This is a genomic window from Affinundibacterium fentianense, from assembly GCF_018139545.1.
Classification (GTDB): Bacteria; Pseudomonadota; Gammaproteobacteria; order Burkholderiales; family Burkholderiaceae_D; genus Undibacterium; species Undibacterium fentianense.
On sequence record NZ_JAGSPJ010000004.1, the window covers coordinates 167,754 to 181,701 of the forward strand.

Genomic DNA, 13,948 nt, shown 5'->3' on the forward strand with positions numbered 1-13,948 from the left:
CGGTACAAATCGAATCGAATCGAATCGAATCGAATCGAATCGACAATATTGTTCTCGACTATCCACAAGAAAAAAAGCAGTAAAGATTGTCTCTTTACTGCTTTTCTAATATGACAGCGGCTGTCACATGTATATCACATAGAGCATTCCATAGACGCTCATGTGAAGACGCTTCTTATTTCATGTAGCTCCAATAACGCGCCAATTCAACCGCACCATCATTGCCTTGAACGGTTTTGAATGTTTCCGCTGCTTTCGCTTTATTACCAGCTTTGTAATAAGCAATACCCAGATGTAGTTTAGCTTCTTCAGGGTTTTTCAAACCACCTTTGGCGATACCTGCCTCAATTAAAGCGATACCACGATCAAACTGACCATGAGTAACAAAGTTATAACCCATGTTCGTCATTGCCAAACCGGTCTTCGCGGCTTTCGCTGCAGTTTCACCAGCATCTAAGGTTTTTGCATCATCGGCCGCTTGTTTATTTGCCTTATCTTGCAAAGGCTTATGCTTCGCGACGTTTTTACCTTTACCGAAAACACCATTTTTGTACGCTATTTCTACGATATTTTTTGCTTCTAATGGCAAACCAGCGAGTAAAGCAGTTTCGGCCATTTCCATATATTGCGTATCGTCTTCTAAATTATCATTCGCCAACATCAAGCGATACCAATCAAGACGTAGACGCTCATTAAATCCTGCTTTATTGATCAGTCGATACATCAAATCTGCCCAATAATCTTTACTTGGATGGTACTTAACAAGCAACTCCAAAGCATATGTAGAAGAGTCGATGTCCTTCAACTTCATCGCAGATCCGTGCAACAAACGCAGACGTTTTTCATCTGGTGCTTTACCAGCTTGTTCATCCGCCGCAACTTGTGCCTTAACTTCTTTCAAAGCGTTCGCAAAATCGTCAGCCAAGTAATAATTTTGAACCAATAAATCTTGCATCACAGTGCTGTTCGGATTCGCCGCTAAGAAACGTTTCGTCCAAATTTGTGACTCTGCATACTGTTTGAGATTATAAAAAGTCCCAGCCATGCCTTCCATGAAGCGTAGCTTATCTGCAGGTGGCAAGAATTCACTGTTGATCATCGCATCAAAACTCTTAGCGAGAGCGGCGTTGTCACCCATCCCTGATGCGATCGCGGCGCGGGTTCGGTTCAAGAAAAAGATTTCATAATCCGTTTTCTTTTCAGAAGCATCCAATGCCGCGACTTTTTCGAGTGCTGCTGGATACTGTTTTTCACCAATCAATTTCTGAATTTCAGTATAGGGTTTAGACCATTCATTTCGAATGACTTCTTTTTTTGCTTTTTCTTTCTCTTCTGCAGTTTGCGCTTGCGCCGCAACAGGCATCAATGCTATTGAAGTGGTACCAAGGGCCAGCAAAAGTGCCGCCAGGGCGATAGGAGATTTTTTTATCATGGCTTTATTTATATAAATGAAATAAGGTACAGGACAACCCAAAATGAACAACCACATTACGCAAAGCTCAAACCTTAATCTACGTCTCCGGAAGTAAGAAGATTAGTCGCTTTATCCCAACATTATAGCGCGTTTATGAAGCGCAATACTGCTAACGCGCCAGATGAAATTTGGTTACAACGATCTGTTAATCTGCATCAATTTTTAACACTTGTCTGAAAATTACTGCCAAGTCACGCTCACAACTGAAGCATCTTTTTAACCGTCGCTATATCATCGAGTTCCAACTCTGCTGCAAGAAAAGCAATCTCAGAGTAAACTGCGACCGATTCCCATTAGGTATAGACAACGTGTCATTTCTTCCTTCTTCTACACCAAAAACAAGCTATGACTGCTTCGTCTTATTGGACGACACCCATAGTCAAGATTCACGATCTCGTTTTTATGATGATTTTGCCTTCAGTCTTCCCTGTTCAAAAGTGGAAGATTGGCCACTTATGTGGCAAACAGCGCAGACGCATCTTGAACAAGGTCTTTTTGTGGTCGCTGTACTGCGCTATGAAACTGGTGCGCAGCTACAAAACATTACCCCGCGTGACGTCGAATTTAATTTTCAAGTGACTTCGCAATTGTTGGTATTTCGCCGCTGTCAGCATTGGACTCAATCTGAAGTGCAAAGCTGGTTACAAGAATCAAACAAAGACCAATTCGCAGGTATTCGCAACTTGCGCCCAAACATCGATCAAATTGACTTTTGCAAGGCAATCGAGAAAATACAAACTTACATTGCTGCGGGTGACACCTACCAAGTGAACTACACTTACCGTCTCCATTTTGAAACGTATGGGCCAGCAGCAAGTTTATTTCAGGCATTGCGGCAAAGACAACCGGTGCCATTTGCGGCTTTGATTGGATTGCCTAACGGCGCCGCTATATTGTCGTTGTCTCCGGAGCTGTTTGTAAGACATCAGGCAGGACACTTAACGACAAAGCCAATGAAAGGGACTGCAGCAGCGAGTGGCAATCAAGCCGCTGATTTATGCACTGCTGATCAATTAAGACAAGATCCCAAAAATCGCGCTGAAAATCTCATGATCGTTGATCTCCTACGCAACGATTTAGGGCGAATTGCGCAAACCGGGAGTGTTCAAGTCCCAGCACTATTCGAGGTACAACAATTCACGAGCGTCTTGCAAATGACCTCGACGATTCAGGCACAGCTGCGACCAGAACTGAACTTAGAACAGATCATGTCAGCGCTTTTCCCCTGTGGTTCAATCACAGGGGCACCGAAGCGTCGAACCATGGAAATTATTCGTGAAGTGGAGACAGAAGATCGCGGCGTCTACACCGGAGCCATAGGCTGGTTCGATCCACCCACGAGACCAGGTGTCATTGGCGACTTTTGCCTGTCTGTTCCGATTCGAACCCTGGTTTTACAGCCTGCTGATGAACAAGATTGCCGAAAAGCGGTGATGGGCGTCGGAGCAGGAATAGTATTTGACAGCAGAGCCGAGGAAGAATTCGAAGAATGCCAACTGAAGGCCAAGTTTCTAACAGGACTTACCCCTAGTTTCAGTTTGTTCGAAACAATCTACGCAAAACGAGATAGTGGTTGTCGCAATCTGAAGCGCCATTTAGAGCGCTTACAAAAATCAGCGACGTATTTTGGATTTCGATTTGAAAAGCAAAAGATAGAAACTGCGCTGCTTGAACATTGTCGCGCATTGCCAAACGATGCAGAATTTAGGCTCAAATTGACACTCAACTTTCAAGGTGAGATACAGATCCAAACAGCCAGTCTCGCGCCAATTGATGACATCGTTTCAATTCGAATTAGCCGGCAAATCTGCAGCATTCCCGCATTTTTCCTTGCACACAAAAGCACCCATCGTGCGGTATATGACCAAGCATGGCAAGAAGCGGAACAACAAAATGCATTTGATAGCATTTTTGTGAATAAAGCTGGTTTCGTCACAGAAGGTGGACGATGCAATATTTTTATACGGATCGGACAAGACTGGATCACCCCACCGCTTTCAGACGGGGTCTTGCCCGGCGTGATGCGCGCAGTGTTACTTGATGATCGCAATTTCAACGCGAAAGAAGCATCATTCACTCTGGAACAATTGAAAAATGCCGACGAGATTTTAGTCTGCAATGCACTACGTGGGGCTATGCGAGCGAGATTATTGGGATGCTAGGTCGAATGCCTGGTGCAGACTGCACATTCTGGATTCTTGGCGATCCCAATACTGTTCCATTCCATATCCATCGCACCAAAAAGCAAGAGGCGCCCACTTAAAGAACGCCCAATACGCATAATCAGTTTCAAGGCTTCCGCAGCTTGCATCGCGCCAACGATGCCAACTAGAGGTGAAAACACGCCCATGGTCGAACAACGCACTTCCTCAACCTGCTGATCTGGGGGAAACAAACACGCGTAGCAAGGCGAGTCGGCCTGAAGAGGATCAAACACGCTAATTTGTCCATCAAATGAAATTGCAGCGCCCGAAATCAAAGGAACTCGATGTACAACGCTCGCTCTATTTACCGCATGACGGGTCGCAAAATTATCACTGCAATCGAGCACAACATCCACACTGGCGACGAGTTCTGACAAACGATCCCCTTGTATGCGCTCCTTAAGAGCAATCACTTGTACGTCAGGATTAATTGACTGCAAGCTGAGTCGAGCGGATTCGACTTTTTGCATGCCTATCCGTGAGCTCGTATGCATAATTTGGCGTTGCAAGTTTGTAAGATCAACCTCATCATCATCAACAATTGTGATTTTCCCGACACCTGCACTCGCCAAATACAAGGCAGCTGGCGAACCTAAGCCTCCCGCACCGATAATCAATACGTGCGCTGCCAATATCTTTTGTTGCCCCTCTATCCCAATTTGATCGAGCAAAATATGGCGTGAATAGCGTAATAATTGTTGGTCGTTCATAGATATCGATGTAAAACTGGAAAACAGAGTCATCCTCCGAAGACCAGCTTGTTTGCGCAAACCCTATTGTTTCTTGCCGTTCTGCGAGTGTTTCAAATTATTAGGCTTCGATGATGGGCTGTTGACTTTACTTTGGCTTGACTCACTCGCCGGCAGCATTGTGGCATCTTTTGCGGCAACAACTTTGACCGGCAAACCCTTCAAATGATTCAATGCTTGCTGCAATTGAAAATCATCTTTACTGCCAAATTCAAGCGGTGGACTATTTTTCGCGAGTTCAACTAAACGCTTTTCCTCTTCCAATTCATCAACCGTACTTGCTTCTGCTTCAGACTCGCGATCATTTCTCAAATGTTTTTGCAAGTCAGCCTCGCGTGAACGCAAAGCATTATAACCGTCACCATTTGCGGTTTCCTCAACGCGTAAATCAGGCTGAATGCCTTTCGCCTGAATCGCACGTCCCATCGGCGTGTAATACCGAGCTGTCGTTAATTTAATCGCTGTTTCTTCTGAAATCTGATGAACAGTCTGTACCGATCCTTTTCCATAACTTTGAGTACCCATAATCGTTGCACGTCGATAGTCTTGTAGAGCACCCGCAACAATTTCTGAGGCTGAAGCCGAGCCCGTATTAATCAATACCACCATGGGAATTTGCTTGATAGCCGCCGGCAGTTTTGCTAAAGGATCCGCACCGCCACGTGATGCGTAAAATTCTTTCTTGGCGAAATAGGTTCTTTTAGAATCTTCCACTTGTCCATTGGTCGAAACCACTGCGACATCTTTCGGCAAGAATGCAGCAGAAACACCTATCGCACCGGGTAAAACACCACCAGGATCGTTCCGCAAGTCCAACACGAGACCTTTCAAATGAGGATCTTGTGCATAAAGGGCAACGACTTTTTTCACCATGTCATCAACAGTCGGCTCCTGAAATTGCGAGATACGTAACCATGCATATCCAGGCTCGACTAATTTTGCCTTCACGCTGTATTGCTTGATTAGCTCTCGCGTCAACGTAATGACAACCGGTTTATCTTCTGTCTTGCGCAATATAGTTAACGTAATTTTAGTGTTCGGCTCACCCCGCATTTTTTTGACTGCTTCATCGATCCCCAAACCCTTGACAGGAACGCCATCGATGCGTGTGATTAAATCGCTCGGTTGAATTCCCGCGCGCGACGCTGGAGAATCTTCAATAGGGGAAATGACTTTGACGTAGCCATCTTCCATCCCAACCTCTATGCCGAGACCGACAAACTTCCCCTCAGTCCCTTCACGCAACTCTTTAAAAGCTTTTTTATCGAGATAGGCCGAATGCGGATCCAATGAACTAACCATGCCATTGATTGCTTCGCTCAATAATTTTTCATCGTCTACGGGTTCAACGTAGTCAGATTTAATCATTCCGAATACTTCAGAAAATTCGCTGATTTTCTCCAGCGGCAAGCCTATCATATTCACTTTTTGTGCGAGCGCAGAGTATTGGATCGACACCGCAATTCCAGCGACCACACCAAAACAAACTAAGCCTAGACTTTTTAATTTACTGCCCATAATCCTGAAACGGCAAACGCCGTGAAATAATTGATTGGTCGCTGAAAATACTATTTCCGAACCCACGACATAGGGTCGAATACCTGTCCTTTGTAGCGCAGTTCAAAGTATAGTCCGGTTTCTTCACTCCCACCGCTATTCCCAGTGTTAGCAATTGTGTCGCCAGCTTTAACGACATCACCGACATGCTTTAACACCGCCTGCGTATTACTATATAAACTTAAATACTGCCCACCATGATCAAGAATAATCATGTTGCCAAAACCGCGAAGCCATTCTGCAAAAACAACTTTTCCAGCCGCAACAGCTTTGATCTCAGCACCTTCTGCGGCTTTAATAAACAATCCTTTCCAACTTGGGCCATCGCCACGTCGAGTGCCAAACTTCGCGACTAATTCACCTTTCACAGGCAAGCGGAGCTGACCGCGGAGTTGGCTAAACTGTTGACCATCAAACATTCCCGATTGCGGAACATGTTCAACCATACTGCCTTTTGGCTCTTCGCTCTCCCTATTCGGCTTTCCGTCAGTTTTAGTACCCGATTTAACTTGGCCTGCTTGTTGATTTTTGTCCCTTAATGCCTTGTCTTGAGCTAGTTTTTCTTGCCGTTGTTTTTCTAATTGGGCCCGGCGCAATTGTTCAGCACGCGCCTGTTCTTCCATTAATTTATTAAGACGGATCACCAAATTACTGAGCCGCTGTTCGTCTTTTTCGAGGCTTGCTGCTTCTTTTTTCTGTGCATGTAATTTAGACGCTAATTCCCCCACTAATGCTGCATGACGTTTTTTTTCTTTTTCCAAGCTCTTTTTATGTGACCGCTCTTCCTCAGCGATTTCATCGAGTTCATTCTTGGTCTCTTGCGCTGCTAGTTTGTTTTTTTCGATCTCATCTAAGCTGACGCGCAAAGCAGTAATTAACTTTGCCTGTGTTTGTGAGACGTAACTCATATAGTGCAGATCACGATTAATCCGATTTGGATTATCGCCAGATAAAAGCAATTTGATTCTGTCGCTATCACCATGCATGTATTGACGACGTAAAAAATTCGATAGCTGCTTTTTTTGATGTTCGACTTGCGTAGTCAGTCTTACTTGTTCAGCAACTAGCTGATCCAATCGTTCATTTGCCTGTTGTTGTTCAACTTGCAAATCACGAATGGAACGGTTTGCTTCGGAAATAGCCTGTTCGGATTCTTCTAGTGCATCGCTGGCTTTTTCTTTCGCCGATTCTGTCTTGCTAATATCTTTTTTTAGCGCCTTCAGTTTCTGTTGCAGTTCAACACGGGTCGCTTCTGCTTGTTTCTTTTCTTTTGCTCGATTGCTTTGTGCGTTTGCCTGATCAATTGGGAATAGCCAAGCACTGGCCAAGATCAACGCCAAAGCAGTGGCCGCCGTCTTCAACTTGAAAGAAGAAGACGGGACTTGAGCATTTTGGGGAACAGTTTTCAACTGGAACTGCATTGAATTATTTTGACTTCCCTTGACTAGCAACTGCCGCTAATGCCGCAGCAATGGCCTCTTGATCGCCAAGGTAGTAGCTCTTGATTGGTTTCAAATCGGCATCTAATTCATAAACCAAGGGCTGACCATTAGGAATATTCAAATTCACAATATCCTCATCGCTAATACCGTCTAACATCTTAATCAAAGCGCGCAAGCTATTGCCATGTGCCGAAACAATAATCCGTTTTCCGGAGCGTATCGCTGGAGCAATCGAATCATTCCAAGCTGGAACAACCCTCGCTACAGTGTCCTTTAGGCACTCAGTCAATGGAATTTTCGCACGATCCAAACCGGCGTAACGCGGGTCGTTAAATGATGTGCGCTCATCGTTTTCGTCCAAAGGATTGGGAGGCGTGTCATAGCTACGACGCCAAACCAAAACCTGCTCATCACCATATTTAGCCGCCGTTTCTGCTTTGTTTAAGCCCTGCAACGCACCATAGTGACGCTCGTTCAAACGCCAATCATGTTGAACTGGTAACCACATCAAGTCCATTTCATCTAAGGTTCCCCATAGGGTACGAATCGCGCGTTTTAGTACGGAGGTATAGGCAAGATCAAACGTGAAGCCTGCCTCTTTCAACAATTTACCCGCCTGACGAGCTTCAGCAACGCCTTTTTCCGTCAAATCAACGTCAGTCCATCCAGTAAAACGATTATCGAGATTCCACGTGGATTCACCATGACGCATCAATACAATTTTATACATGATATTTGCTTATTTACTTAGGTTGGAGAGGAAAAATAAAGGAACTAGATGGATGCTTAATTAACAATTCATCAGAATTCTAGGTGATACGAGTCAATGTTTCTGTTGTATACCAACAATTCATGCCAGCAATTTTGTCACCGCTGTTACTGAGTTAAAGCAGTTTTAAACAGTTCAAAACTAAATTCCCCATCTATTTTATAATGAGGCGCTTGTCTTTAACCACTTATAACCATTCTTAACGCGGGAAAACTGTGAATTTCATTAGCGACAATCTGTTTTTGCTATCCATTGCCATCGTCTCTGGCGGTGCCTTATTACTCCCAAGCCTGCAAAGGCGCGGTGCGCGTGTGTCGCAACTGCAAGCGACTCAGTATATGAATCAGGGTAAAACTCTCGTTCTCGACGTGCGTAGTCCCGAGGAGTTTGCGACTGGCCATCTGCCGAATTCAAAAAATATCCCTCTCAAAGAAATTGAATCGCGGCTCAAAGAAATTGAAAAATCTAAGTCTCAGGTGGTCATAGCCGTCTGTGCGAGCGGCGTTCGCTCGAGCAGTGCAGTTGGATTATTGAACAAATTAGGTTTTGAAAAAGCTTTTAGTTTAGAAGGTGGCGTTGCGGCTTGGCAGTCGCAAGGCTTACCAATCATTAAGTAAGATAAAGTAAGGAGTTGTGATGACTGCCCATGTTGTAATGTATAGCACTGCCGTTTGTCCCTATTGCGTCATGGCAGAACGCCTATTGAAGGCAAAAGGCGTTGAAGAAATTGAGAAGATCCGTGTTGATCTCGACCCAGCGGTACGCGAAGCGATGATGCAAAAAACAGGACGTCGCACCGTCCCACAAATTTACATCGGAGAAACACATGTCGGTGGTTTTGACGATTTGTCAGCATTAGACCGCGCTGGCAAGCTCGATTCTTTGTTAAATCCAACATAATACGCACTGCACAAGCTGGTTTGATTGCGGTTTTTTGAATCCGCTTGCTACAATAGAAGGCTGATTCTGTTTCGTCACCTTAGTTTGTAAGCATAGTTTATTTGCATGAATTAGTTGCAGTACTTATGGAACAAGGCAGAATGGGACTTGAATATTCACTCTTTGTCCCTATGTAAAAAGCTAGTTGTTCCTGATTAATCTATAGAATTTTAAGAAAGTCTCACATGTCCGACCAAAATTTGCAGCCAATTTTCCAAATTCAACGCGTTTATCTGAAAGATTTGTCGCTCGAACAACCAAATTCACCAGCAATTTTCTTGGAGCAAGAAGCGCCAAGTATTGAAGTGACATTAGACGTTGCCGCTGAGCCTTTAGCAGAAGGTATCGTTGAGTCTACAGTGACTGTTACGGTAACAGCAAAAGTAAAAGACAAAGTTGCATTCTTGGTAGAAGCAAAGCAAGCCGGCATTTTCGAAGCACGCAATATTCCACAAGATCAAATGGATCCATTGTTAGGTATCGGCTGCCCAAATATCATCTACCCATATCTGCGTTCTAACGTAGCGGATGCGATTTCTCGTGCTGGTTTCCCACCGATTCATTTGACTGAAATCAACTTTGAAGCGTTTTACCAACAACGTTTAGCCAACATGGCTGAGCAAGCTAAATTGGCGGCAGAAGCTGGTAATACTGACGCAGCTGCAACAACGCACTAATTGCTTTACCGGCCCATTATTCCAATAGGAATAGTGGGCTTTTCTTTTGATCTTCCTGCCAAGGTTACGCAATGCGCCTTATCTCCGGACTTTCCACACTGGTTTTAGTCGGCTTAGGCTCGATCACAGGGCTCTCTCATGCGCTCGATTTTCGCTCGGTCGGAGCGGCGCCGGTGGTGATGTACGATGCACCTTCGGCTCGAGGAATCAAACTGTATGTCGCACCAGCTGGAATGCCTGTAGAAATCATCCTAACCTCCGGTTCTTGGTGCAAAGTGAGAGACATGAATGGCGACTTTAGTTGGATCGAAGCGAAAGACCTCGTTACACGGCGCAACCTTATCGTAAAAGTACCAACTGCTCGAATTCGTTCATCAGGCGATGAATCAGCGAGCATGGTCTTCAGTGCCGACAAACATGTGCTGCTTGAAATGGCAGAACCTGCGATTGGCGCTTGGGTCAAAGTCCGACACCGCGATGGACAAACCGGCTTTGTCCGTACTAGCGAAGTTTGGGGTTTGTAAGCCTTATCAGCCACTTGGCTAGAACTCCCCTTTTCCACTGATAGGTTTAGCATGAAAATCACTGTTCTCGGCGCTGGCGCCTGGGGTACGGCATTAGCAATCTCGCTTGCCGCTAAAAATCAAGTTATCCTCTGGGGCAGAAACGAAACGGCGTTGCACGAAGCACAAAAGCAGCGTGAAAATCAACACTACCTGCCAGGCTACCCCTTCCCTCAGAACCTCAATGCAAGCGCAGATTTTGATGCTGCGATTCGACATGCGCTGGACGACGGCTTACTGATTATTGCGAGTTCAGTGTCTGGCCTTCGCCCTATTTTGCAACAATGCAAACCCTATAGACTAAAAAATATCGTCTGGCTGTGTAAAGGCTTTGAAGAAGGTAGCAGACTTCTTCCACATCAGGTAGTCAAAGAAGAGCTAGGTGAGCAAGTACTTACTGGCGCGCTGTCTGGTCCATCATTTGCGCAAGAGGTTGCACAAGGCTTACCATGTGCATTGACTATTGCCTCTACTTCAGTTGCATTATGCCAACTCGTTGTAAATGCAGCGCATAGCCCAAGTCTACGGATTTACTCTAGTGACGATGTTATCGGCGTTGAGGTTGGCGGTGCTGTTAAAAATATCCTCGCCATTGCCACTGGTGTCGCCGATGGCCTTGGACTTGGCTTAAATGCACGCGCAGCACTGATGACTAGAGGTCTTGCAGAAATCAGCAGACTCAGCAATGCACTGGGAGGAAGATCAGAAACACTCATGGGTCTAACTGGCGTGGGCGATTTAATTCTAACGTGTACTGGAAGTCTCTCTCGCAACCGCAAAGTTGGACTGGCTTTGGCAGAAGGCAAATCCTTAGACAGAATTATTCAGGACTTAGGACACGTGGCCGAAGGGGTACGATGCGCGCAAGCTGTACAAGCTTTAGCGCAAGAACGCCAAGTGGAAATGCCGATTACCAATGCGGTTGCCAGCGTCCTGTTTGAACATGTCCCCGCCCGCGAAATGATAGACAAACTGCTGTCACGCGAAGCGAAAACAGAGTCCAAGTAAATCAGACTATCTTTGAATCAAGAAATCGGAACCAATTTGTCCGACAAAAGGAAGTTGATCCACTTTAATAAAGTGGATAATCATCTCGAATAACGCGCGCAATGACAGGCTCAGGAACATTCTTTTCACGCAAAAATTCGATCGCCTTCAATCCTCCGAAAGATTCTGCATAGTAAATACCAAGCTCTACTAGCATTCGTGTCACTAAATCACGTCGACGCATAGGGAAACGAAATTTGTTTAACGATTTCTTTTTTCGACAACCTGGCATGATTGCTCCGGCTTTAGGAATAGCATTGCGATTAGGCAACTTCTTCGTAGTTTAATCCGCTTCACCCTCATTTGGCAATTTTTTTAGCGCTCTCTTTTGCGCCTGTCGCAAAGCCGAGGCAGTTTTTTGATGACTGCCAGCGCCACCACGCTTGGCCAATTGCGCGATGGGGTTGCGCGGCTTAGATAGAGCAGGGTCAAGCCGAAAGACAAGCTTCTGACGCGTTCCCATCGTTTTATTCGCCATCCTGCCCCCCCCTCTTCGATTTGCCTGAACCTACTCAAGCCTACCCACTCTGACTAAACTAAAGCACATAACGCGACAGATCTTCATCGACTGACAATGCTTGTAATCGTTGCTCGACATAAGTGCCATCAATCACAATCTCTTTACCACTATGCTGATGTGCCTCGTACGAAATCTCTTCTAATAGTTTTTCCATCACAGTGTACAAACGACGGGCACCAATATTTTCTGTGGTTTCATTGACTGAGTAAGCGATTCCAGCCAAGCGTTGTATACCATCTGGTGAAAATTTGACTTCGACGCCTTCGGTTGCGAGCAAAGCCTGATACTGACGGGTCAAACAGGCGTCGGTACTCGTCAAAATACATTCGAAATCTGCAATTGATAGGGATTCAAGTTCAACTCGAATCGGAAAACGTCCTTGCAATTCGGGTATCAAATCGGAAGGCTTCGCAAAATGGAACGCGCCTGAAGCAATGAACAAAATGTGGTCGGTCTTTATCATTCCAAACTTCGTATTAACCGTCGTTCCTTCCACCAAAGGCAACAAATCTCTTTGAACGCCAGCACGCGAAACTTCGGCACCGCCGGCCTCTGAACGGGAAGCAATCTTATCGATCTCATCCAAAAACACGATACCATTTTGTTCTACATTTTTGATTGCATCTTGTTTGAGCTCGTCTTCATTGATCAGCTTCGCAGCTTCTTCCTCAATCATCAATTTTAGGGCGTCTTTTATTTTCAAGCGGCGCGTTTTCTTACGACCACTCCCGACACCGGAGAACATCGATTTAATTTGCTCGGTCATTTCTTCCATACCGGGTGGCGCCATAATTTCCATTTGTGGCGCCGCTTCAGCAACATCAATATCGATCTCTTTATCGTCAAGATTTCCTTCTCGCAAACGTTTCCGAAAGGTCTGACGCGTTGCATTATCACTCGCATTGCCTTCGCTTGCATTCTCTTGTCCTATCCCAAAATCTCGAACAGGTGGCAGCAAGACATCAAGAATCCTGTCTTCAGCAGCGTCCTCTGCGCGTGCACGAACCTTGCGCATGGCAGACTCACGTGTCTGTTTGATACCAATATCAACGAGATCACGAATAATCGTATCGACATCACGACCAACATAGCCAACCTCGGTGAATTTGGTCGCTTCAATTTTGATAAAAGGCGCATCAGCCAATTTCGCCAAACGACGAGCGATTTCCGTTTTACCGACGCCCGTTGGTCCTATCATCAATATATTTTTTGGTGTAATTTCATAGCGTAGTGGTTCTGCTACCTGCTGACGGCGCCAACGGTTGCGCAACGCAATTGCCACTGCACGTTTCGCTTTATGTTGACCAACAACATGTTTATCTAATTCGGAAACGATTTCCTGTGGGGTCATATTCATCATAATGTTCTTACTCTCCAAATCTACGCTTATTCCAAGGTCTCAATCGTGTGCGACAAATTCGTATAAATGCACAATTCACCCGCAATAGTGAGAGATTTTTTGACGATATCAACTGGCGACAATTCCGTATTTTCATACAATGCAATTGCCGCGGATTGCGCAAACGTGCCACCAGAACCAATCGCACCGATCCCATTATTTGGCTCAAGGACATCACCGTTACCTGTAATTACCAAAGTTGTATCACGATCAGCGACTAAAAGCATGGCCTCCAAACGACGCAACATACGATCAGTACGCCAATCTTTCGCCAGTTCGACCGACGCCCGCATGAGATGCCCTTGATGTTTTTCAAGCTTGGATTCAAATCGTTCGATCAGGGTGAACGCATCTGCCGTACCGCCAGCGAATCCGGCGAGCACTTTATTGTGATAAAGCTTACGAACTTTTCTTGCCGTTCCCTTCATCACAATATTACCCAAAGTGACTTGACCGTCACCACCCAATGCCACCACATTACCTCGACGTACAGTCAAAATTGTGGTGCCGTGAAATTGTTCCATAATATCCTCGTTGAATGGCCCATTGCGATCAAGCATGGGCGATGGCGATTTCAGTGCATAGTCTGATTCGCATAGATATTAGGA

At 45.4% G+C, this 13,948-nt stretch carries 15 protein-coding genes; 6 read left to right on the forward strand and 9 right to left on the reverse strand.

Features of this window, described 5'->3' with window-relative positions:
• Window positions 1-175 precede the first annotated feature (175 nt).
• A complete protein-coding gene (locus tag KDM90_RS10540; protein WP_212675566.1) occupies window positions 176-1,432 on the reverse strand; it encodes a hypothetical protein in 1,257 nt (418 codons plus the stop codon).
• A 350-nt stretch (window positions 1,433-1,782) separates the two neighbouring features.
• Here KDM90_RS10540 and pabB point away from each other — a divergent pair, with 350 nt between their 5' ends.
• Window positions 1,783-3,636, forward strand: a complete 1,854-nt coding sequence (gene pabB, locus KDM90_RS10545; RefSeq protein ID WP_212675567.1) for an aminodeoxychorismate synthase component I — start codon at window positions 1,783-1,785, stop codon at window positions 3,634-3,636.
• Here pabB and KDM90_RS10550 read toward each other — a convergent pair.
• The 4 genes from KDM90_RS10550 to gpmA all read right to left on the reverse strand — a co-directional run bounded on the left by KDM90_RS10550 (window position 3,633) and on the right by gpmA (window position 8,156).
• Entirely contained in the window at window positions 3,633-4,388 is a 756-nt protein-coding gene (locus KDM90_RS10550; protein WP_212675568.1) for a HesA/MoeB/ThiF family protein, read from the reverse strand. The two genes, pabB and KDM90_RS10550, sit on opposite strands and share 4 nt — an antisense overlap.
• A 63-nt stretch (window positions 4,389-4,451) precedes the next feature.
• Window positions 4,452-5,945, reverse strand: a complete 1,494-nt coding sequence (locus KDM90_RS10555; RefSeq protein WP_212675569.1) for a S41 family peptidase — start codon at window positions 5,943-5,945, stop codon at window positions 4,452-4,454.
• A 50-nt stretch (window positions 5,946-5,995) separates the two neighbouring features.
• Window positions 5,996-7,393: a murein hydrolase activator EnvC family protein gene (locus KDM90_RS10560; RefSeq protein WP_230409737.1), complete on the reverse strand. Its 1,398-nt coding sequence runs from the start codon at window positions 7,391-7,393 to the stop codon at window positions 5,996-5,998.
• A gap of 16 nt (window positions 7,394-7,409) precedes the next feature.
• A complete protein-coding gene (gpmA, locus tag KDM90_RS10565; protein WP_212675571.1) occupies window positions 7,410-8,156 on the reverse strand; it encodes a 2,3-diphosphoglycerate-dependent phosphoglycerate mutase in 747 nt (248 codons plus the stop codon).
• Window positions 8,157-8,410: 254 nt separating this feature from the next.
• On the opposite strand from gpmA, the gene KDM90_RS10570 reads away from it, so the two are divergent.
• The 5 genes from KDM90_RS10570 to KDM90_RS10590 all read left to right on the forward strand — a co-directional run bounded on the left by KDM90_RS10570 (window position 8,411) and on the right by KDM90_RS10590 (window position 11,382).
• A complete protein-coding gene (locus KDM90_RS10570) occupies window positions 8,411-8,812 on the forward strand; it encodes a rhodanese-like domain-containing protein (protein WP_212675572.1) in 402 nt (133 codons plus the stop codon).
• Between the two features lie 19 nt (window positions 8,813-8,831).
• Complete coding sequence (gene grxC / locus KDM90_RS10575; protein WP_212675573.1) at window positions 8,832-9,095, forward strand: glutaredoxin 3; 264 nt, start codon at window positions 8,832-8,834, stop codon at window positions 9,093-9,095.
• A 224-nt stretch (window positions 9,096-9,319) separates the two neighbouring features.
• Window positions 9,320-9,811 (forward strand): protein-export chaperone SecB, encoded by a 492-nt coding sequence (gene secB / locus KDM90_RS10580; RefSeq protein ID WP_212675574.1) that lies wholly within the window; start codon window positions 9,320-9,322, stop codon window positions 9,809-9,811.
• A 71-nt stretch (window positions 9,812-9,882) separates the two neighbouring features.
• Window positions 9,883-10,335, forward strand: a complete 453-nt coding sequence (locus KDM90_RS10585; RefSeq protein WP_212675575.1) for an SH3 domain-containing protein — start codon at window positions 9,883-9,885, stop codon at window positions 10,333-10,335.
• Window positions 10,336-10,386: 51 nt separating this feature from the next.
• Window positions 10,387-11,382: an NAD(P)H-dependent glycerol-3-phosphate dehydrogenase gene (locus KDM90_RS10590; RefSeq protein WP_212675576.1), complete on the forward strand. Its 996-nt coding sequence runs from the start codon at window positions 10,387-10,389 to the stop codon at window positions 11,380-11,382.
• Window positions 11,383-11,446: 64 nt separating this feature from the next.
• Here the strand turns inward: KDM90_RS10590 and KDM90_RS10595 are convergent, their stop codons facing one another.
• The 4 genes from KDM90_RS10595 to hslV are packed head-to-tail and all read right to left on the reverse strand — an operon-like array spanning window position 11,447 to window position 13,864.
• Window positions 11,447-11,653 (reverse strand): hypothetical protein, encoded by a 207-nt coding sequence (locus tag KDM90_RS10595; RefSeq protein WP_212675577.1) that lies wholly within the window; start codon window positions 11,651-11,653, stop codon window positions 11,447-11,449.
• Between the two features lie 51 nt (window positions 11,654-11,704).
• Entirely contained in the window at window positions 11,705-11,899 is a 195-nt protein-coding gene (locus KDM90_RS10600) for a hypothetical protein (protein ID WP_212675578.1), read from the reverse strand.
• 58 nt (window positions 11,900-11,957) lie between these two features.
• Window positions 11,958-13,298 (reverse strand): ATP-dependent protease ATPase subunit HslU, encoded by a 1,341-nt coding sequence (gene hslU, locus KDM90_RS10605; RefSeq protein ID WP_212675837.1) that lies wholly within the window; start codon window positions 13,296-13,298, stop codon window positions 11,958-11,960.
• A 29-nt stretch (window positions 13,299-13,327) separates the two neighbouring features.
• A complete protein-coding gene (gene hslV / locus KDM90_RS10610) occupies window positions 13,328-13,864 on the reverse strand; it encodes an ATP-dependent protease subunit HslV (protein ID WP_212675579.1) in 537 nt (178 codons plus the stop codon).
• Window positions 13,865-13,948: the final 84 nt, after the last annotated feature.

Coding starts and splice junctions, on each gene's coding strand:
- KDM90_RS10555 (WP_212675569.1), bottom strand. CDS start 5,945: ATGGGCAGTAAATTAAAAAGTCTAGGCTTAGTTTGTTTTGGTGTGGTC.
- KDM90_RS10600 (WP_212675578.1), bottom strand. CDS start 11,899: ATGGCGAATAAAACGATGGGAACGCGTCAGAAGCTTGTCTTTCGGCTT.
- KDM90_RS10540 (WP_212675566.1), bottom strand. CDS start 1,432: ATGATAAAAAAATCTCCTATCGCCCTGGCGGCACTTTTGCTGGCCCTT.
- hslU (WP_212675837.1), bottom strand. CDS start 13,298: ATGAATATGACCCCACAGGAAATCGTTTCCGAATTAGATAAACATGTT.
- gpmA (WP_212675571.1), bottom strand. CDS start 8,156: ATGTATAAAATTGTATTGATGCGTCATGGTGAATCCACGTGGAATCTC.
- KDM90_RS10550 (WP_212675568.1), bottom strand. CDS start 4,388: ATGAACGACCAACAATTATTACGCTATTCACGCCATATTTTGCTCGAT.
- hslV (WP_212675579.1), bottom strand. CDS start 13,864: ATGGAACAATTTCACGGCACCACAATTTTGACTGTACGTCGAGGTAAT.
- secB (WP_212675574.1), top strand. CDS start 9,320: ATGTCCGACCAAAATTTGCAGCCAATTTTCCAAATTCAACGCGTTTAT.
- KDM90_RS10595 (WP_212675577.1), bottom strand. CDS start 11,653: ATGCCAGGTTGTCGAAAAAAGAAATCGTTAAACAAATTTCGTTTCCCT.
- KDM90_RS10590 (WP_212675576.1), top strand. CDS start 10,387: ATGAAAATCACTGTTCTCGGCGCTGGCGCCTGGGGTACGGCATTAGCA.
- grxC (WP_212675573.1), top strand. CDS start 8,832: ATGACTGCCCATGTTGTAATGTATAGCACTGCCGTTTGTCCCTATTGC.
- KDM90_RS10585 (WP_212675575.1), top strand. CDS start 9,883: ATGCGCCTTATCTCCGGACTTTCCACACTGGTTTTAGTCGGCTTAGGC.